At 63.2% G+C, this 19,575-nt stretch carries 16 protein-coding genes; 11 read left to right on the top strand and 5 right to left on the bottom strand.

Translation table 11 applies throughout. From position 1 onward, the window contains the following. Positions 1 to 8: 8 nt before the first annotated feature. The gene (locus tag H7X45_RS08775; protein WP_246449411.1) at positions 9 to 572 is read right to left on the bottom strand and encodes a septal ring lytic transglycosylase RlpA family protein; all 564 of its coding nucleotides are present in this window, start codon (positions 570 to 572) and stop codon (positions 9 to 11) included. A gap of 175 nt (positions 573 to 747) precedes the next feature. On the opposite strand from H7X45_RS08775, the gene H7X45_RS08770 reads away from it, so the two are divergent. The 4 genes from H7X45_RS08770 (at position 748) to H7X45_RS08755 (ending at position 5,436) form a co-directional block, all read left to right on the top strand. Next, positions 748 to 1,650 (top strand): acyl-CoA thioesterase, encoded by a 903-nt coding sequence (locus tag H7X45_RS08770; RefSeq protein ID WP_187334525.1) that lies wholly within the window; start codon positions 748 to 750, stop codon positions 1,648 to 1,650. Positions 1,651 to 1,744: 94 nt separating this feature from the next. Next, complete coding sequence (locus H7X45_RS08765) at positions 1,745 to 2,956, top strand: acyl-CoA dehydrogenase family protein (protein ID WP_187334524.1); 1,212 nt, start codon at positions 1,745 to 1,747, stop codon at positions 2,954 to 2,956. A gap of 97 nt (positions 2,957 to 3,053) precedes the next feature. Beyond that, positions 3,054 to 4,133, top strand: coding sequence for an acyl-CoA dehydrogenase family protein (locus H7X45_RS08760; RefSeq protein WP_187334523.1), 1,080 nt, complete (start codon positions 3,054 to 3,056; stop codon positions 4,131 to 4,133). Between the two features lie 79 nt (positions 4,134 to 4,212). Further along, on the top strand, positions 4,213 to 5,436 hold the full coding sequence (locus tag H7X45_RS08755) for an MFS transporter (protein ID WP_246449410.1): 1,224 nt from the start codon (positions 4,213 to 4,215) through the stop codon (positions 5,434 to 5,436). Here the strand turns inward: H7X45_RS08755 and H7X45_RS08750 are convergent. Continuing rightward, positions 5,433 to 6,692 (bottom strand): TetR/AcrR family transcriptional regulator, encoded by a 1,260-nt coding sequence (locus H7X45_RS08750; protein ID WP_187334522.1) that lies wholly within the window; start codon positions 6,690 to 6,692, stop codon positions 5,433 to 5,435. The two genes, H7X45_RS08755 and H7X45_RS08750, sit on opposite strands and share 4 nt — an antisense overlap. 259 nt (positions 6,693 to 6,951) lie before the next feature. Between H7X45_RS08750 and H7X45_RS08745 the strand changes: the two genes are divergently transcribed. Next, positions 6,952 to 7,758 carry an SDR family NAD(P)-dependent oxidoreductase gene (locus H7X45_RS08745; protein ID WP_187334521.1) on the top strand — a complete coding sequence of 269 codons (807 nt, stop codon included), beginning with the start codon at positions 6,952 to 6,954 and terminating at the stop codon, positions 7,756 to 7,758. Positions 7,759 to 7,782: 24 nt separating this feature from the next. Here the strand turns inward: H7X45_RS08745 and H7X45_RS08740 are convergent, their stop codons facing one another. Next, the gene (locus H7X45_RS08740) at positions 7,783 to 9,516 is read right to left on the bottom strand and encodes a class I adenylate-forming enzyme family protein (protein ID WP_425498164.1); all 1,734 of its coding nucleotides are present in this window, start codon (positions 9,514 to 9,516) and stop codon (positions 7,783 to 7,785) included. 232 nt (positions 9,517 to 9,748) lie between these two features. Between H7X45_RS08740 and H7X45_RS08735 the strand changes: the two genes are divergently transcribed. Further along, entirely contained in the window at positions 9,749 to 10,489 is a 741-nt protein-coding gene (locus H7X45_RS08735) for a Crp/Fnr family transcriptional regulator (protein WP_187334519.1), read from the top strand. Positions 10,490 to 10,499: 10 nt separating this feature from the next. On the opposite strand, the gene ggt is transcribed toward H7X45_RS08735, so the two are convergent. Beyond that, positions 10,500 to 12,326: a gamma-glutamyltransferase gene (ggt, locus tag H7X45_RS08730; RefSeq protein WP_246449409.1), complete on the bottom strand. Its 1,827-nt coding sequence runs from the start codon at positions 12,324 to 12,326 to the stop codon at positions 10,500 to 10,502. Positions 12,327 to 12,387: 61 nt separating this feature from the next. Then, the gene (gene acs, locus H7X45_RS08725; protein ID WP_187337073.1) at positions 12,388 to 14,331 is read right to left on the bottom strand and encodes an acetate--CoA ligase; all 1,944 of its coding nucleotides are present in this window, start codon (positions 14,329 to 14,331) and stop codon (positions 12,388 to 12,390) included. A gap of 107 nt (positions 14,332 to 14,438) precedes the next feature. On the opposite strand from acs, the gene H7X45_RS08720 reads away from it, so the two are divergent. The 5 genes from H7X45_RS08720 to H7X45_RS08700 all read left to right on the top strand — a co-directional run bounded on the left by H7X45_RS08720 (position 14,439) and on the right by H7X45_RS08700 (position 19,528). After that, entirely contained in the window at positions 14,439 to 15,152 is a 714-nt protein-coding gene (locus H7X45_RS08720) for a hypothetical protein (RefSeq protein WP_187334518.1), read from the top strand. Positions 15,153 to 15,358: 206 nt separating this feature from the next. Further along, on the top strand, positions 15,359 to 16,048 hold the full coding sequence (locus H7X45_RS08715) for a DUF4331 family protein (protein ID WP_187334517.1): 690 nt from the start codon (positions 15,359 to 15,361) through the stop codon (positions 16,046 to 16,048). Further along, entirely contained in the window at positions 16,048 to 16,830 is a 783-nt protein-coding gene (locus H7X45_RS08710; RefSeq protein ID WP_187334516.1) for a hypothetical protein, read from the top strand. The genes H7X45_RS08715 and H7X45_RS08710 overlap by 1 nt, the downstream gene beginning before the upstream one ends. Positions 16,831 to 16,863: 33 nt before the next feature. Further along, complete coding sequence (locus tag H7X45_RS08705) at positions 16,864 to 18,261, top strand: tetratricopeptide repeat protein (RefSeq protein WP_187334515.1); 1,398 nt, start codon at positions 16,864 to 16,866, stop codon at positions 18,259 to 18,261. Next, positions 18,254 to 19,528 carry a HupE/UreJ family protein gene (locus H7X45_RS08700; RefSeq protein WP_187334514.1) on the top strand — a complete coding sequence of 425 codons (1,275 nt, stop codon included), beginning with the start codon at positions 18,254 to 18,256 and terminating at the stop codon, positions 19,526 to 19,528. Before H7X45_RS08705 ends, H7X45_RS08700 begins: the two co-directional genes overlap by 8 nt. The last annotated feature ends 47 nt before the right edge of the window (positions 19,529 to 19,575 follow it).

The following is a 19,575-nucleotide window of genomic DNA, read 5'->3' as shown; positions in this document are numbered from 1 at the left end:
AATGAAGCTCAGCCGTTCACCAGCTGGAGGTGAACCGTCCCCGTGCCGGCGCGGAAGAGGCCGATCTGCTTGGCTGCGGCAGTGGAAAGATCGATCACGCGGTTGCCGTGGAAGGGGCCGCGATCGTTGATACGCACCACGACCGACTTGCCCTTGTGCGTCACCTTCACCTTGCTGCCCATCGGCAAAGTGCGGTGGGCGGCTGTCAGTTCGGTGGGATCGAACACCTCGCCCGAAGCGGTGCGATTGCCCTTGAGGTTCGGGCCGTAATAGCTGGCACCGCCGGTGCCGAGATCTTCGAGTATGTCTTCGGCTTCATCGGCAATGCCGACCGCGTCCTGTTCCAAATGAAGATCGACACTCGCAGCAGCAGGCGATGTGATGTCGGCATCGATATCGGCGCTGATTTCGATCGGCGCGAAGCCGCTTGCCGGGGCGGGGGCGTCTGCGCGTGCGGCGCCGACCAGACCCATGGCGGGCACCAATGCGGCGAGGCCGTAGCTCATATAGCGGCGGCTGCTGAAGCCTTTGGCGCGTGCGCGAATACGGGCGCTGATCATCTGCGTCTTCATGTGCATCTGTTTCATGCCTTTGATTTTTAACAGAAAACCGAAATTTTCTCAACCAACCTCAGGCCGCCCTCCAGCGGTCGACTGTTCGCTAGAAGGCGTTCCGCGGCTTGTCCCGCTTGACGCGACAAGCGGTGCCGGTGATGAGGTCGGACGAATGGTTCAAGGGGAACTTTGCATGAATGAAGCGGAGTCTTCGCAGGGCGTTAACCACTATCCGCCGGAACGACTCGTCGGTGGACTGCGCAAATTGTTGCGAACGGAACGACTCGATACCGATCTCTACCGCGGTCTGAACCGCGAGGACGATCGCGGACGGGTTTTCGGCGGGCAGGTTATTGCGCAGGCGCTCGACGCTGCTTCGCAGAGCGTGGAGGAGGACCGGATTGTCCATTCTCTACATGCGTATTTCTTGCGCGCCGGCGAAGAAGGCGTGCCGATCATCTATCGCGTGGAGCGGGATTTCGACGGGCGGAGCATTTCCAACCGCCGCGTGATCGCCATCCAGCACGGCCGACCGATCTTCAATTTCTCGGCGAGCTTCCAGCGTCCGGCCGAGGGGCTTACCCATCAGCTGCCGATGCCCGATGTGCCGGGGCCGGAAGATTTGCCCGGCGAAATCGAGCGCCTGGAGAATCAGCAAGGCGTGCCCGCCGATTATCTCGAGCGCATGCGCGCACGCCCGCGCCCGATCGAGTTTCGCACGGTCGAGACGCGGTTCGTCGGCGGCGGCAACAAGCAGCCGCCGTTCCAGCACGCCTGGATGCGTGCGGTGGCCCCGGTCGACGGGCCGGCGGCCGAACATCGCACGCTCTTTGCCTTTGCCAGCGACATGCTTCTGCTGGGCACCTGCACGCTGCCGCACGGCGTCCATTGGGCCACCGAAAAGCTGATGATGACCAGTATCGATCATGCGCTGTGGTACCATGAGGACTTCCGCATGGACGAATGGCTGCTGTTCGCCCTCGACAGCCCTTGGTCCGGCCATGCCCGCGGCTTCAACCGCGGCAGCCTTTACACCCGCGACGGACGGTTGGTGGCGAGCGCCACGCAGGAAGGAATGATGCGCCTGCGTAAATGAGGCGGGGCGATGGTTCGAGCCTGCACGATATTTCCTTGCCGCTCCCCCCTCTTTTCGGGCATACCGGAAGCACGAAAAGTCTCAGGAGAGCAAGATGGCGAGCGCCGCTGCGATAAACCCCGAATCCGATCTCGACGCATTCCGCACCCAGGTGCGCGAATGGCTGGATGCCCATTTCCCCGAATCGCTGAAGGGGCATGACAACACGATGTCCTCTGTCGAAGGGCCGACCGAGGAGAGCGCGGACGAAAAGGCCTGGCGCGAGGCGATGGGCGAAACCGGCTGGGGCACACCCACTTGGCCCAAGGAATATGGCGGCGGCGGCCTGACCCGCGAACAGACCAAGGTGCTCCATCAGGAGATGAGCCGCGCACAGGCCTACAACCCGATCGGCGGCATGGGTGTGATGATGTTCGGCCCGACGCTGCTGGAATATGGCAGCGAAGCGCAGAAGAAGGAGCATATCCCGCCGATCTGCCGCGGCGAAATCCGCTGGTGCCAGGGTTATTCCGAACCCAATGCGGGATCGGACCTCGCCAACATCCAGACCTTCGGCGAGGACAAGGGCGATCACTATGTCGTCAATGGCCAGAAAACCTGGACCAGCGGCGGCCAGTGGGCTGACAAATGCTTCGCGCTCGTGCGCACGGACAAGTCGGACAAGCACAAGGGCATTTCCTTCATGCTGATCGACATGGACGCGCCCGGCGTGGACGTGAAGCCGATCCGCATGATCAGCGGCATGAGCCCCTTCTGCGAAACCTTCTTCGACAATGTGAAGGTGCCGAAAGAGAACCTCGTCGGCGAGGAAGGGCAGGGCTGGACCATCGGCAAGCGCCTGCTGCAGCATGAGCGGACCAATCTGTCCGGCGGCGGCAGCGCGATCCGCATGCCCGCGATGCCGCTGCACGCGATGGCCAAGACCTATGTAGGCGTGAACGACAATGGCGAGCTTGCCGACAGCGAACTGCGCACGCAGATCAGCGATTTCGAGATGCAGTGGCGCAGCTTCCTCGCCACCGCGATGCGCGTGCAGGCCGAGGCGAAGGCGACGGGCGGCGTCTCCGAAGTCAGTTCGATCCTGAAGAAGGTCGGCACCAAGCTCGGCCAGCGCCGCGCCGAGCTGATGATCGAGATCATGGGCATGAACGGTCTCGGCTGGGAAGGCGAAGGCTTCTCCGAAGACGAGCTGCGCCAGACCCGCGCCTGGCTCTTCGGCAAGGCGACCACGATCTATGGCGGCTCGACCGAGGTGCAGAACAACATCATCGCCAAACGCATCCTGGGCATGCTGGACCATCAGTAATCCCGCGAGCTCCGGCGAACGCCGGAGCCTGAGGCGGCCCCGCGCTGCACAGGCTTAAAATTCCTGCACTGGCAGGCACCAAATATTCGGAGTTTTCATGGCAATCCTCAGCGAAGAACAGACCATGCTGCGCGATATGGCGCGCGAATGGACCAAGAAGGAAAACCCCGTCGGCGCGTTCCGCAAGATGCGCGACGGCGATTTCGAGGGCGGCTTCGATCCCGCCGTCTACGGCCAGATGGCCGAAATGGGCTGGACCGGCGTCATCATTCCCGAAGATCAGGGCGGATCGGACTTCGGCTATATGAGCCTTGGCCTCGTGCTGGAGGAAACCGGCCGCAGCCTCACCGCCAGCCCGCTGCTCGCCTCCGCGCTGGGCGCGGCGAGCGCGCTGATCCTCGGCGGATCGGATGCGCAGAAGGAAGCCTGGCTTCCGAAGATTGCGAGCGGAGAGGCGATCGGTACCCTCGCCATCGACGAAGGCCCGCGCCACGATCCGTCGAAATGCGATACCAGCGTTTCGGACGGCAAGCTTTCCGGCACCAAGATGTTCGTGCCCGAAGGCATGAGCGCGGGGCTGTTCGTAGTTTCCGCAAAGGACGGCGTCTATCTGGTCGACGGTTCGGCGGACGGCATTACCCGATCGGACCGTTCGCTGGTGGATCAGCGCGGCTGGGCCGAAATTTCCTTCGACGGCGTACCGGCTGAAAAGCTGGAAAATGGCGGTGAGGATCTGCTCGATCAGGTACTCGATCGCGCGCGCGTCGGCGCGGCGGCGGAAATGCTCGGCATGGCTTCCGAGGCGTTCGACGTCACACTCGCCTATCTGAAGCAGCGCGTGCAGTTCAATCAGGTGCTCTCCAGCTTCCAGGCGCTGCAGCACCGGATGGCCGATCTGTTCGGCGAGATCGAACTCATGCGCTCGGCCGTCGAGGCCGCGCTCGCCGCGCTCGACGACAAGCGCCCCGACATCGCCATGCTGGCCAGCCAGGCCAAGGCCGTGGCCAGCGACACTATCCACCATATGAGCAAGGAAGCGGTGCAGCTGCACGGCGGCATCGGCATGACCGACGAATATGCGATCGGCTTCTATCTGAAGCGGGCCCGCACGCTCGAGCAGCTGTGGGGCTCATCTACCTTCCACCGCGAACGCTTCGCGCGCCTCAACGATTACTGAGGCGGCGCCCGACCATGTTCCCGCTGCGGCCACGCAGCGGGAAGAGGTAACCGCGCGCGAGGCCGCGTTCGATCGCGAGGTGGAGGGTAATCTCCGCCGCAATTTCATCGCCAATTTCGTTCACGGCATGCTGGGAATGACGGGCTTTCGGCTGATTTACGCCCCGACCTTCATTCCCGCCTATATCCAGCTGATGACCGGTTCGGCATTGTTCGTCGGTCTTGGGCAGACGCTGTTGATGCTGGGCGGTTTCGCGGTGCCGATTATCGGCGCATCGCAGCTCGAACATCGCCGACGCATCCTTGCCGTTTCGGTCCGCATCGGCACGGCCATGCGCGTCCAGGTGCTCGGCCTCGCATTGGCCGGCTTTTTTCTTTCGGGCACCTCGCTTCTGGTGGCGACGATGGTGCTGTTCCTGTTGCTCGGCCTGTTTCAGGGCTTCCAGCGCGTCGCCTTTCAGATGATTATCGCCAAGGTCATCCCGCTGGACAGGCGGGGGCGGCTGCAGGGCATGCGCAATTTGGCTGGCGGCGCGATCGCGGCGGCGCTCAGTTATACGGCAGGGCGCTGGCTGATCGAGGAACAGGTGCTCGGCAATGGCTATGCCACCACTTTCCTGCTGGCGTTCGTGCTGACGTCGCTCGGCCTCGTGGTGCTGCAATTCGGGATGAAGGAGCCGGACGCGCCCTCGGTCCGGCTGCGGATGCCGGTGCGCGAGCGTCTGACCGAACTGCCGGCGCTTCTGGCCGAGCGCAATTATCGCTGGTTCCTGATCGGGCAGGCGCTCGCCGTAACCGGCCGGGTCTCGGCTCCCTTCTACATCCTCTATGCCGCACGGGTCATGGAACTGGACGGCAATACCATCGGAATCCTGAGCCTTGCCTATCTGGGCGCAGACACGGCCTCCAACATTCTGTGGGGACAGCTGGGCGATCGGTTCGGATACCGATTGACCTTCCTCCTGACGATCGTCGCCTGGATCGGCTCCATCCTACTCCTGGTCGTTGCGCAGACCGATTCCCTTGTGGTTCTTTCCTTCGTCGGGCTGGGCGCTGCCAATTCGGGCTATATGATGAGCGCGCAGACGATGGTGCTGGAACTGGGCGACCGGGAGAATATGCCGATGCGCCTGGCGCTTTCGACCACCGTGGAGGGCTTCATCGCCACCGCCGGGCCATTATTGGCCGGAGCGGTCGTGCATCTGTTCGGTTATGTGGCGTTGCTTGGTGTCACGGCCGGCTTTCTGGTTGCCGCGCTTCTGGCCTTCTGGCTTCGTGTGAACGAGCCGCGCCGCGCAGCTTAGGCCGTGGCGGGCGGCTGAAAGAAACCGTGGAGCAGCGGCCGGGCATAGAGCCGGGTCGCCAGCTCCATATCCCGCCTGCCGGCCCAGTTCTTAAGGTCCCAGGCCGCGTTCAGCATTACCATGACCAGCTGGCTCGCCACCAGCGGATCGACCGCGCGGACCGATCCTTCGGCGATGCCGTCGATCATCATCCCCGCAAAGCGCCGCGCCATCCAGTCGGAGCGTTCCAGCACCAATTGCTGCATGCGCGGCGGCAGCACGCCCATGGCGGTGGTGCGCAGGAGCGGCCGGTTGCCGTCGAACTGCGAATGCACCAGCGTTTCCACGCTGGCGGCGATCCGGTCCAGAAAGCTGCCATCTTCACCCAGTGCCAGACGCTGGGTGGCCGAGACGCGATCGTAACTTGCCGCGAAGCATTTCATCACAAGGTCGTCCTTCGCCTCGAGATGATGGTAGAAGCTGCCCTTGGTCACGTTGAGTTGCGACGCGATACGCTCCACCGAGGCGCCGCGATAGCCGCGCTCGTTGATCAGCCGCGTGGCCGCGCCCAGAAAATCGCTGAGGCCGCGTTCCGGCCCATCCGGGCCATCGGCCTCTTCGGCCGGCAGATCGATCGCTGACGGTTCGCGGCCCTCGGCGGCGATGCCGTGACAGATCAGCTCGAAACAGCGTTCGCGCAGGCGGCCAAAATCGGTGCGCGAATAATCGCTCAGCATCACCGGCAACCAGTAGGTGAATTCCAGAAAGATGTGCGCGCGGGCGGTCAGGTCCGCATGGCCGACGGGGTCTTCGCTCGTACCGAAAAAGCGGCGGGCCTTGCGAAACATGCCGACAAATTCGCCGAGCAGTCGTTCGCGCGTTTCGTCCGGCATCGCGCGGATGTCGGACAGCGCAGCCTCCGGTGGATGACTGCCCTGACGCTGTGCAGCGATGCGATCGAAGGTAAACTCCAGATAGCGATGTACCCGCGCCTCGGGCGTGGCTTCGGCGCCCGCCTCGTCCACCTCTCGCTCGATCCGCGAGAGCGTGCGGTGGAACACCGCTTCGGCCAGCTTCTCCTTGCGCTTGAAATAGTAAGCGATGCTGGTGGTGTTGAGATCGACCATGCGGCCGACATCGACAAAGGTCATGCCCTTCACGCCGCGTTCGTTGATCAGTTCGGCGGCTGCGCTGATGATCCGTTCGCGCTTCGCCTCGAACCGGTCGGTGCGCTCTTCCATGTCGTTGCCGTTTTCGGCCTTGCTCTCGGCATTCATGCGCGCGGTATTCTCCCCTGGCAGATTTCGGCGCTAGCAAAGCTTCGCGATTGCGTCATCTGAAATACGGTTCGATGACGGCCTTTACGCTACGTTTCGGACCAAAGGTGAGGGCTTTGGGCAACAAGCACGGCGGTTTGGCAAACTTGGAGGCAGCCGGGATCATCGAAGGCGGGGTACGGTGCGTTTTCGATTTCGCCTGTTGCTCAGCGCGTGTCCGGCAGCCTAAGACCGGGCAAACAGCTTAGGAGAGCGAAGCATGAGCGTCACCATCGATCTTTCGGGCAAGGTGGCTATCGTCACGGGCGCGGCGTCGGGCATCGGCCGGGCATCGGCGCGGTTGTTTGCGCAGGCCGGGGCCCAGGTGCTGATCGCGGACCGGGCCGATGCGGTGCACGAGACGCTGAAGTTGATCGAGGAGGCCGGCGGCACCGCCGCGGCGCGTCAGATGGACGTCGGTGACGAAGCGCAGGTTCAAGCACTGGTGGAGGAGGCGGAGAGCCGCTTCGGCGGCCTCGATATCGTGTACGCCAATGCCGGGATCACCGGCGGCAAGCCCGGCGGACTGTTCGACAGCGATGCGTCCGAATGGGCCGAAGTGTTGAGGGTGAACCTGATCGGGCCGTTCCTCGCCATCAAATATGCTGCGCCGAAGATTCAGGCGCGCGGCGGCGGCGCCATCGTCTGCACCGCTTCGGTGGCGGGGCTGCGTTCGGGCGCGGGCCCGGCCAGCTACTCGGCGTCGAAGGCGGGCGTCATCAATCTCGTCAAGACCGCGGCCTATCAGCTGGACGGCACCGGTGTGCGCGTGAACTGCATCTGCCCCGGGCTGATCGAAACCGGCATGACGAAGCCGGTCTACGATTATGCGCGCGAGGCCGGAAAGCTCGACAAGATCGGGCAGCTCAACCCCATGAAGCGCGGCGGCGAACCGGAAGAGATTGCGCGCGCGGCCCTGTTCCTCGCCAGCGATCAGGCCAGCTACATCAACGGACAGGCGCTTCCCGTCGACGGCGGGCTTTCAGCGAGCCATCCTATCGCACCGCGCGGCAATCGCGGCGCCTGAGGGCGGGAGTAGAAGGGGCGTTGTTCAGGCGGTTGGCTCGAACAGCGCCTTCAGCTCGCCCTTCAAGATCTTGCCGTTGGCGTTGCGCGGCAGCGTGTCGTCCGAAAAAACGATCCGTACCGGCACCTTGAACGCGGCGAGATGCTCGCGAACCCAGTCCTGCAATTCCAGCTCGCTCGCCTCCTGACCGGGGGCGCAATGGACCACCGCGCCGGGCTCCTCGCCCAAAGTGCGGTGGGGCAGGGCAATCACCGCAGCATCGGTGACGGCAGGGTGATCGTAGAGGATGTTCTCCACCTCGGTGGAATAGATGTTCTCGCCGCCGCGGATCACGATGTCCTTGGCCCGGTCGACGATATAGCAGAAGCCTTCCGCATCGATCCGCGCAAGATCGCCGGTGCGCACCCAGCCATGAACGAAGGTTTCAGCGGTAGCCTGCGGTTTGTTCCAATAGCCTTTGACGATCTGCGGCCCGCTTGCCCAAAGCTCGCCGACCGCGCCGCTCGGCAAGGTTTCGCCGTCCGGACCGGTCACCTTGATATCGGACACGGGCACCGGCGGGCCGCAGCTGTCGGGGCGATTGAGATAATCTTCCGCGCTGTGGCTGGTGACCGTCGCCATCGTTTCGGTCATCCCCCAGCCATTGCCCGGAAGCGCGCCCATGACGTCGCGGATCTTTCGCACCAGATCGGGCGCGGACGGCGCGCCGCCATAGCTGATGGTCTTCAGCGAGCTGAGATCATATTTGTCGCGCGCGGGATGCTCGATCAGCTGCCAGGCGATCGTCGGGACACCGCCCGCCAGGGTCACGCCCTCGCGCTCGATGATCCGAAAGGCCTCTTCCGCATCCCATTTGTGCATGAAGATCAGCGTGGCCCCGCCCGCCATCCCGCCCGTCAGCGTCGCCGAGCAGGCGGTGACGTGAAACAGCGGAATCACCAGCAGGCCAACATTGCGCGGGGGTGGATCGGGCGGCATCTCGCCGCGCCGCAGAAAGCTGCGCGCGCTGGCATAGGCGCTGGAAAAGATGTTAGTGCAGATATTGCGATGCGTGCCCAGCGCGCCTTTGGGCTCACCAGTCGTGCCACTGGTGTAGAAGATCGTCGCTTCATCGTCGGGCACAAGATCGACGACAGGAAGATCGTCGTCGGCGAGTGTGGGATAATCCGCGGTCTTGCCGATAATGTCCTCGAGCGCGCGCGCGTGGCCGCTCAAGGCGCCATGGCCACGCGAAACCAGCACTGCCTCGAGCCCCGGTAGCGCGCCGTAATGATCGTGAAGGCGCTCATGCCGCTCTGCATCGCACACCAGCAGCCGCGCGCCTGAATCCTTCAGCGCATATTCCAACTCTGCACCGGTCCACCATGCGTTGAGCGGAACCACGATCGCACCGATCGCGGTCGCGGCGAAAAATATGACGGGCCATTCGGGCAGATTGCGCATGGCCAGCGCGATCCGGTCTCCCTTGGTGATTCCTTCCTCGATGAAGTGGCGCGCGAGCTTGGCGGTGGCACGGTGCCAGGCATCATAACTGACGCGCTCGCCTTCATAGACCGTGAAGTCGACATCCCCATGCTCGCGCGACAGCGCGGCAAGGGCCGCCAGCGTTGGCGGAGCGTTTTTCCAAGCGCGCGTGGTTACGCCGCGCACGTCCACTTCCTCCATTTCAAACCGCTGACCGGGCGCGCAAAGCGCGGCCTCGATCTGCGGAAGGGTGGCGGCGGGCCAGGCGGGCGGCGAAGCGGGGGGATTTTCCATGCTCATATCTCGACAAGGGCTAGCCGTTGCACGGGCAGGCGGCAAGTTTCACCATACCGTTTCGTCGAAAATCCAGCGCCCAGCTGGATTTGAACCCGAAGGCAGCATATTCTTGCCGATCTGGCTCATAGCGCGCTATTTGATATTAACGTGGGTTGATTGCCTCCCCGTAACAAAGCGTTAGGAAGAACGGACTCGTGGATGGGAATACCACTTTGGGGGATGCGTAACCGTGACGTCTGACAGTTGCTTCGTGCAGCGTCTGCTGCATTATCTGGATCTGAGCGAAGCAGAGAAATCCGTTATTGCCGAGCTGGAGCAGGAGCCCATCACCATTCCTGCGGGCCAGAAGCTTTGGGAAGAAGGCGGCGACAGTGACAGCCTATGCATCGTGCAGGAAGGGTGGCTACTTTCAGAGACCTTCCTGGAAGCGGGCGAGCGTCAGATATTACGCTTCTATTTTCCGGGCGAATTGATCGGTACCGCCGGCATCAGCTTCAACCAAGCCTCCAGCACAGTGCGCGCGGTGGAGGATGCCAGGTTGTGCATTGTGCCCCGACGAAGGATGGGGGAGCTGTTCGCGCGCCAGCCGCGCCTTGCGAGCCTGTTCTATTCACTCGGCATGCTGGAAGTGGCGGACCTGAACGATCGGCTGCGCGCTCTGGGCCGGACGGATGGCAAAGCGCGGCTCGCGCAGTTGTTCCTTTCCATCGCCGAGCGCCTGCGCGTGCTGGAGGGAAGGGATACCAAGGTCATGCATGTGCCGCTGACGCAGAGCGACTTGGCCGATGCGGTCGGTCTCACGGCTATTCACGTCAACCGGCTGTTGAAAGAGATGACGCGCGAAGGGCTTATCAAGCGCACGCGCCGCGAAATCGAACTTTGCGACGAAGATCAGCTGCGCCGCATTTCGCAATATCGTGACCGCCATTTCGATATGGACAATAGCTGGTTTCCGCCAGCGGAGGGCTGATCCCCGGCAGTCAGTAAGCGGCGACGGTGCCGTCCTTGCGCATCTCCGTGGCACCCGCATAGACGCCGGTTCGCGGATCGCGTAGGATCGCCTGATAGCCGCCGAAGATCACGCCATTGTCGACCAGTTCGACATTGTGGCCCATCGCGCCGAGCTGTGCGATCGTTTCCTTCGAGATCCCGGGTTCCAGTGCCAGGACGCCCAGCGGATCGATGCCATCGCCGCCCACGAGCGGATCGGTCGGCTGGCGGCTGCCATCATGGTTCAGCCGTGCGGCATCGCCCGCCTCCTGCACGTTCATGCCGTAATCGACCATGTTGATCAGGATCTGGACATGGCCCTGCGGCTGCATGCCGCCGCCCATCACGCCGAAGCTCATCAGAGGGGCGCCGCCCCGCATCAGGAAGGCGGGAATGATGGTCTGGAACGGGCGCTTGCCCGGCGCATAGGCGTTGGGATGGGCCGGATCGAGCGAGAATAGCTCGCCGCGGTCCTGGAACATGAAGCCCAAGCCATCGGCGACCAGGCCCGATCCCATGCCGCGATAGTTGGACTGGATGAGGCTCACCATCATGCCGTCCTTGTCCGCGACGGTGAGATAGGTGGTGTCGCCTTCGCCCTCGAGCAGATCCTCGCCGGGGCCGAATTCGGGTGTGGCGCGCTCCGGATCGATCAGCGCGAAGCGTTCGCGGCCATAGGCGTCGGAGAGCAGGCGATCATAGTCGATCTTGGCGAAGGCCGGATCCGCATAAAAGCGGGCGAGATCGGCAAAGGCGAGGCGCTTGGCCTCGGTAATGTAGTGCAGCACCTCGGCGCTGCCGCGCGGATAGCGGGACAGATCGATATTTTTGAGGATGCTCGCCATCTCCAGCGCGGCGAAGCCCTGGCTGTTGGGCGGCAGTTCGCACAGGTCCGTGCCGCGATAGTCGACGCAGGCAGGCTCGACCCATTCGCTTTGGTGCGCGGCGAAATCTTCATAGGCCAGATCGCCGCCGATCCGCTTCATATAGGCGTCGATGGTTCGCGCGATCGGCCCCTTGTAAAAGGCATCGCGCCCGCCCTCGGCGATGGTGCTCAGCGTGTTGGCGAGGTCCGGGTTGCGAAAGATGTCGCCCGTCTTCGGCGCGCCGTCCTTGAAATAGGTCGCGCGGGCGTTGTCGAACTCCTCGATCTGGTCCTGCACCTGCTCGAAGCGCTTCAGATTGCCATTGAGATAAGAGGCTATGACCGGGGAGACCGGAAAACCTTCCTCGGCATAGCGGATTGCAGGGGCAAGATTGTCTGCCATGGGCAGCTTGCCGAAGCGTTCGTGCAGATCGTACCAGGCGGCGACCGTGCCGGGCACCGTGACGGGCAGCGAGCCGAAAGCGGGAATGCTCTTGCCGCCAGCCTTTTCGCGCATCTGGTCGAGCGACCGGCCCTTGGCGGAGCGGCCCGAGCCGTTGATGCCATAAAGCTTCTTCGTCTTCGGGTCCCAGACGATCGCGAACAGATCCCCGCCGATGCCGTTGCCGGTCGGCTCCATCAGCCCGAGCGCGGCATTGGCGGCGATTGCCGCATCCACCGCGCTGCCGCCCTGCTTCAGGACATCGATCGCCACCTGGCTCGCCAGCGGCTGCGCCGTCGCGGCCATGCCGTTCGCGCCGTAAACCGGACTGCGGGACCAGATCGCGCCCACAGGCCTGCCCCCCGCACCGATGCTTTCGGTGAAGGAGGGTTCGGGCGGGGGCGGGGCGGGTGCGGCCTGATCGGCGGCGGCATCTTGCGCCTGCGCGAATACGGGTTGGGCCGTCAGCGCGGATGCGGCAGCCAGAGCAAGCGCGAACTTTATCGTCATGAAATTCCTCCGTCGCCCCAGCCTTCAACGGAGCGACGGGATTGTCAAACGGAGCCTCCGCTCACCGGTTTTTTCTGCCCTCGATCAGCCCTTCGACCACGTCCGGATCGGCGAGAGTGGAGGTGTCGCCCAGCGCGCCATAGTCGTTCTCGGCAATCTTGCGCAGGATGCGGCGCATGATCTTGCCGGAGCGTGTCTTGGGCAATGCCGGGGTGAAGTGCAGATGGTCGGGCGTGGCGATCGGGCCGATCTCGCTGCGGACATGGTTTTTCAGCTCCGCCTCCAGCTCCTCCGAAGGCTCCACGCCGCTGTTGAGCGTGACATAGCAGTAGATGCCCTGGCCCTTGATGTCGTGTGGATAGCCCACCACCGCGGCCTCGGCGACCTTGGGGTGGAGCACAAGCGCGCTTTCCACTTCGGCTGTACCCATGCGATGGCCGGAGACGTTGATCACATCGTCCACGCGGCCAGTGATTGTGTAGTATCCCGCGCCGTCGCGGCGGCAGCCGTCGCCGGTGAAATATTTGCCTTTATACGTGCTGAAATAGGTCTGCACGAACCGCTCATGATCGCCATAGACGGTTCGCATCTGCCCCGGCCAGCTGCGCGCGATGGCGAGATTGCCCTCGTTCGCGCCCTCCAGCAGATTGCCGTCCGCGTCGAGCAGCTGCGGCTCGATGCCGAAAAACGGCTTGCCCGCACTGCCCGGCTTCATGTCATGTGCATGGGGTAGGGTGGTGATCATGACGCCGCCGGTTTCGGTCTGCCACCAGGTGTCGACGATCGGCGCATCGCCACCGCCGACGATATCGTGGTACCAGCGCCATGCCTCCGGATTGATCGGTTCGCCCACCGTGCCGAGCAGTTTGAGCGAGGAGAGATTATGCCGTGTCACCGGATCGCTGCCCTCGCGCATCAGCGCGCGGATCGCGGTGGGGGCGGTGTAGAAGATGTTGACCTTGTGCCGTTCCACCATGTCCCAGAAGCGGTCGACGTCCGGATAATTGGGCACGCCTTCGAACATCAGGCTGGTGGCGGCATTTTGTAGCGGGCCGTAGACGATGTAGCTGTGCCCGGTCACCCAGCCGATATCGGCGGTGCACCAGTAGATATCGCCGGGCTGATAATCGAACACATAATGGAAGGTCGTCGCGGTCCAGACGGCATAGCCGCCCGTCGTGTGCAGCACGCCCTTGGGCTTTCCGGTGGAGCCGGAGGTGTAAAGGATGAACAGCGGGTCTTCCGCGTCCATCTCCTCGCACGGGCAATTTGGCGAGACGTCCTTCGCCGCCTCGTCATACCAGATGTCGCGGCCTTCCTTCATGGCCACATCCTCGCCGCGGTGGCGGATCACGAGCGTCTTTACCTCGAAGGACAGTTTGCCCAGCGCAGCATCGGCGTTTTTCTTGAGCGGCACCGTCTTGGAGGCCCGCACGCCTGCATCGGCGGTGATCAGGAAGCGGCTGTCGCAATCCTCGATCCGTCCGGCAAGCGCATCCGGACTGAAGCCGCCGAACACGACCGAATGCACCGCGCCGATCCGCGCGCAGGCGAGCATCGCGACCGCGCCTTCCAGGATCATCGGCATGTACAAGGTCACGCGGTCGCCCTTCGCAACCCCCATGTCTTTCAGCACATTGGCGAAGCGCTGCACCTCTTGGTGCAGTTCTTTGTAGCTGAGGCGGCGCACGTCGCCCGGCTCATCGGCTTCCCAGATCAGCGCGGTGACATCGCCCTTGCCGTCTTCGACATGGCGATCGACGCAATTGTGACAGAGGTTGAGCTTGCCGCCCTCATACCATTTGATGTCGACCGGATCGAAGCTGCTGTTGCAGATGGTGGACGGCTCCTCGATCCAGTCCACCCGTTCGGCCTGCTTGCCCCAAAAGGTGTCGGGATCGGCCAGCGAGCGTTCGTACAGACGGTCATATTCCTCCGCGGTGCAATTCGTCTTGCCGCCGCGCGGGCGCGCCACCAGCGCCTCTTCCTGCTTGCCGTCCGCCATCGCTCTCTCCTTCATGATCATGTCTGCGCTGGTTTTACGGGCTACCATAGCGCTCGGTTCCTCTGCTAGCATGCCCGTCCAAGGCCAGTAGCGGGGAATTTTGCCTGATGACCGTTCGTACCATTGCCGCCGTTGCGGCCGTTTCCATGCTGTTGGCGCTTCCTGCCTGCGGGAATAGCAATGACGGCGTCGATACCGAGGAGGATTTCTCGAACATTCCGGTTCCCCCGCCTCCGCCCGCGCCGAGCGGGGTTAGCTATTCGGTGCGCGACTGCCTGACGCAGCGGATTCCGGAAAGCGATACGGTCCCGGCGGGCCGCACCGTTGGGCAGACAATCTTCCCCGACACGCTGACGCTCGATTATTCGCGCCCCTCCGGCTTCCCCAATGGCCGCAAGCTTACCGATCAGGTGGGTGATATCTTCCTGGCTTACATCTTCCTCGATCTCTCGAAGGAAGGTGCGCGTCGGTTCGCCGATATTCCGTTGAACCCAGCTTCCAACGATGTCGCCTTCCCGTCCGGCTTCCCCTATCTGGCCCCCGCGCAGGGCAGTCCGCCGCGGGCAAGTTCTGTAGGCGGAAACTTCAATTTCGTCGATGAGGACGATGACCAATATGACAGGGTGGACCGCATGGGCATGCCGCTGGTGTCCACCGTGGTCGTGCCGTTCGAGAAGAAGCCCGATTATAATGACGCAGGCCCCGGCGATGATGTCGACGGCGACTTTGTCGGCAATATCGAAGACGAACTGGGCGCCCTGACCGACGCCTTCGCAGACGATCTTACGGCGGCGGGCTATGCGCTTTGCGCCAAGAAATAGCTGTCGTCGCAATTTGAACAGGTCGTCGTCGACGAGTTCATTTCGGATGCGTTCCTTTCTGGGTTCTGAACAAAATTTATAAGCGCTTAAAATATCGGGAAAATTTTTCGCGCTAAAAGCATCCATCCCGCGACCCGCCGCGTAGGCTTGTATTGGTAGCTCAAGGGGAAGTCCCCATCCGCGCCGCCGTTAGAGGAGGAAGCCACATGAATCGTTTTGCCAAGCTGGCGATCGCGGGGGGTGCCATGGCGCTCGCCGTGCCGCTGGCCATCATGCTGCCGGAGCAGTTCGCTCCTGCTGCGGATCACCGCGATCCGCCGCAGCGTACAGACCCCACCGTCGATAATACGCCCGATTATGCGGCCGATATCGCCGACGTCTTCGCTTTCCACACCGATGACAAGCTGGTGCTGATCCTGACCTTTGCCGGCCCGATGCCGACGACGGCGGGTGCAACCTATGACCGCGATGTTCTCTATAAGATCAACATTTCGAACCAGGCGCCGCGCACCGCGACCAACATACCGATCCGCATTCGGTTCGGCCAAGATCCGAGCAATGCCAACGCCTATGGCATGCAGATCACCGGTATTCCGAACACCAATGGCGGCAACGCGCTGGTCGGACCGGTAGAAGCCGACAACACGATCGACGGTGTGCGCTTCCGCGCTGGGTTATTCGACGATCCGTTCTTTTTCGATCTGCAGGGCTTCACCCAATCCAAGCAGACCGGCAACCTTTCAATCATGAGCACGCGCGATTTCTTCGCAAATTCGAATGACACCGCCATCGTGATCGAAATTCCGCGCAGCCGTATTCCGCAGAACAGCGCCAACGGACAGGCCGTTCCGATCGATGTCTGGGCCGAAACCCTGCGTCTGGGAGGACAGCTCTGATGACTATCACCAAGCGTGCACTCGCACTCGCCACCCCGCTTGCCATCGCTCTGACGCTGACGGCATGCGATGACAATAACGCCAACACTACGCCGCCGCCAACTGCGGCTCCGGCACCGGCTCCGGCCCCTGCGCCAACGCCGACGCCCACACCGACGCCCACGCCCACGCCCACGAGCACGACCGGCACCGTCGATGTGTCGCAATGCCTCACGCAGGAAGTGGCGCCGGGTACCACGGTGGCCGATCTCATCATCCCAGACACGCTGACGCTGAACTACGGCGCGGCAGCAGGCTTCCCGAACGGTCGCCGCGTGGGTGATCCGGTCGCGAACGTCACCGAAGCGGTGATCCTTCTGAAGCTGGGCGCGAAGACCAGCGGCGGCGCGACGCAGGGAGCGCTCACATTCCAGAACCTGCCGCTGGACGTTCCGCGCAACGATGTCGCCTATGCGCAGGGAGACCGCAGCATGGCTGGCGGTTATCCGTGGCTGGGCCAAGCCCAGGGTTCGCCGCCGCGTGCCAGCAGCGCTGGGGCAAACTTCAACTTCCGGAGCCAGCCTGATACGTCCTATGTCCGTGTCGACCGTATGGGCATGCCTGCGGTAGCGACGGCGCTGATCGGGACGAACCAGAAAATCCCGTATAACGACGCCGATCCTGCGGACGATGTCGCTGGCCAGTTCGTGAACGAGCTGACAAGTGAACTCACGAAAATCCACGCCGGTTTGCGGGACGATCTGATCACCGCCGGTTTTGTGCCCTGCTCCACCACCAAGTGAAGCGTGCACAATGATTGAATGGAAGGGGGCGGCGTGACGGACGTCACGGCGCCTCCACCTTCGACCGGGCCTGAACGCCCGCATGGCGGCTCGACCAGCCGGCTGTGGAAGTTCGTCATCCTTCTTCTTGCCGCTGCCACGCTGGTGGCGCTGGCTATCCGCCTGTTCGGGGGCAGCGAAGACGCGCCGCCGGTGCCGGAAGGGATCGGCATCGATCGGGTGGTCGGCCCGGACAGCTACGCCCTCGAACTTGCGCGCACCGAAACCACTGTAGCGAATACGCGCCAGCGTCTCGAAAACGCCCCCGACCAATGGCTGCTGCGCGAGGCGTATACCGGTGCGCTTTCTCGACGCGCCTCGCTGACCGGCAATTACACCGATCTCGCAGCGATCGACCGCGAACTGGCGCGCGCCTTTCAGGACGCGCCGACGGGCGCTGGCCCGATTGTCTCCGCTGCCGCCCACGCCATAACCGTTCACCGGCTGGACGATGCCGAGCGCTATCTCGATCAGGCGGATCGGTTTGCGGTCCAGCCGAACGATGCCGGGCGCGCCGAATGGCTCGGCATGCGCGGGGACATCGCCTTTTACCGCGGCAATTATGACGAGGCGCTGCGTTATTACAGGGCATCGGTGCGGCTGAGCGAGGATATCGGCAGCCTGACGCGCCTGTCCACTTATGAGCTGAAGCATGGCCGTTTTGATGAGGCTGAGGCGGACATTCGCCGCGCCGGTGCCACCGCCAAAACGCCGAGCCCCTATCTCGCAGCCTTTTTCTTCCTCCGACTTGCCGATGTCGGTCTGGCGAGCGGAGACTGGGCGATGGCGGCCAGGAATATCGCCGCTGCCAATCGCGCCTTCGAAGGCTGGTGGCTGGCCGAGGCCTATCAGGCGCAGATGCTTGCGCTGCAAGGCGATGTGAACGGTGCGGTCGCTCTGTACACCAAGGCGGCCAACCAATCGAACGATCCGCAGGTAATGGACGCTCTGGCCGCATTGCTGCGCGCCAATGGGCGGATTGCAGAGGCGAAGCCGTGGATCGCGAAAGCGCAAGGCATCTGGGACCGGCGCATGGCCGCCTTGCCCAGCGCGGCGCGCGGTCATGCCGTGGAACATGAGCTGGCCCTCGGGGATCCCACCAAGGCGCTGCGCATCGCGGCGGCCGATTTTGCCGCCCGACCGCACGGCCAGACGGCGATCATGCTGGCATCGGCGGAATTGGCTAACGGGCAACCTGAAAAGGCGCTTGCCCTTCTAAAGCAGGTTGATCGCTCCGGCTGGGTCAGCGCGCGCGCCTGGGCCTTGCGCGCCGAAGCCGAAGCGCTGATGGGTGATGGCAAGGCAAGCGATGCGGCGCGCGCGGAAGCGGAAAAAATCGATCCCAAGATATTCGATCCGGCACAAAGCTATATCTGGTTCGGCCATGGCTGAGCGGCATGTGGCACGGATGATCGCGTTGCTTCTGACGCTGTTCGCGCTGATGCTTTCGGGCGCGGCGGCGGCGCATGTGACACCCAATAGTGAGGTGCAGATCGACTTCGGACCCAGCGAAGCGCGCGCCGATATCATAGTGCCGCTGGGCGATTATGCCGCGGCGAGCGGCAATTCGGTTGCATGGACGCCGCAAAATTATGCCAAGGCGCAGGACTGGCTGAAACAGCATATCGCCATCCGAAGCCCGGACGGGCGCGCCTGGACAATCGAATTTCTGAACACCGAGTTTGCGCAGATCGCCGGGCCGCCCGATTTGCACGCGGTTGCGCGGCTGGTGCCGCCGGCCGGCGCACCGGTGCGCCAGTTCACGGTCGATTGGCGCGCGGTGGTCGACGTGAACCCGGCGCATTTTGTGCTCTTCGTCGCCAAGCGCGATCTCTACGGTCGGTATGGCGATGAGCGTGAGATCATTGGCGCGGTGCGTAGCGACCGGATGCGCCTTGCCGTCGATCGCGGTCATCCCAGCGCGATGACCGGCTTTGCCAATGCGGTGCGCCTCGGCGGGGAGCATATTGCGGAGGGGCACGATCACTTGCTCTTCCTTCTTGCGCTTTTTCTGCCGATGCCGCTTGTGCTGAGCGCCAATCGCAAACGCTGGGGTGGCCCGCGTCCGCCGAAAGATGCCCTGTGGGGCATGACGAAGATCATCACCAGCTTCACCATCGGCCATAGTCTGACGCTGATCGCTGCGCCGCTGCTCGGATTGCATCTGCCCGCGCAGCCGGTGGAGGTGGCCATTGCCATCTCTATTCTGGTGTCCGCGATCCACGCTTGGCGACCGATCTTTCCGGGGCGGGAGCCGCTGATCGCGGTGGTTTTCGGCCTTATCCACGGTCTTGCCTTTGCCACTCTGGTCGGAGATCTGGGGCTTGGCGTGAACCGGGAGATTGTCTCCATCCTCGGGTTCAATATCGGTATAGAGATCGTGCAACTGGGCGTGGTTTTGGCGTTTCTGCCCGCGCTGATGATTTTTGCGCGCACCCGCCATTATGACTGGCTGCGGCTCGGCGGCGCGGCCTTCGCCGGCTTTGCCGCGATCTGCTGGATGATCGAGCGTATTTTTGCGACGGAAAATCCGCTGGCCGCCTTTATCGATGCGCTCTTGAACCATTCGCCCTTGTTGGTCGCCCTCCTGACCGTCGCCGCGGTGGTGACCTGGCTTGCGGACCGGCGCAAGGACCGCGCGGCCGCTGTAGCTGCCTAAGAAACACTGCGCCCATACCAGTTGCGCGCGGTGCAAGTGGAAGAGGG

Origin of the sequence: Novosphingopyxis iocasae (assembly GCF_014334095.1) — a bacterium.
Classification (GTDB): Bacteria; Pseudomonadota; Alphaproteobacteria; order Sphingomonadales; family Sphingomonadaceae; genus Novosphingopyxis; species Novosphingopyxis iocasae.
This window is presented reverse-complemented; position numbering and strand designations above follow the sequence as displayed.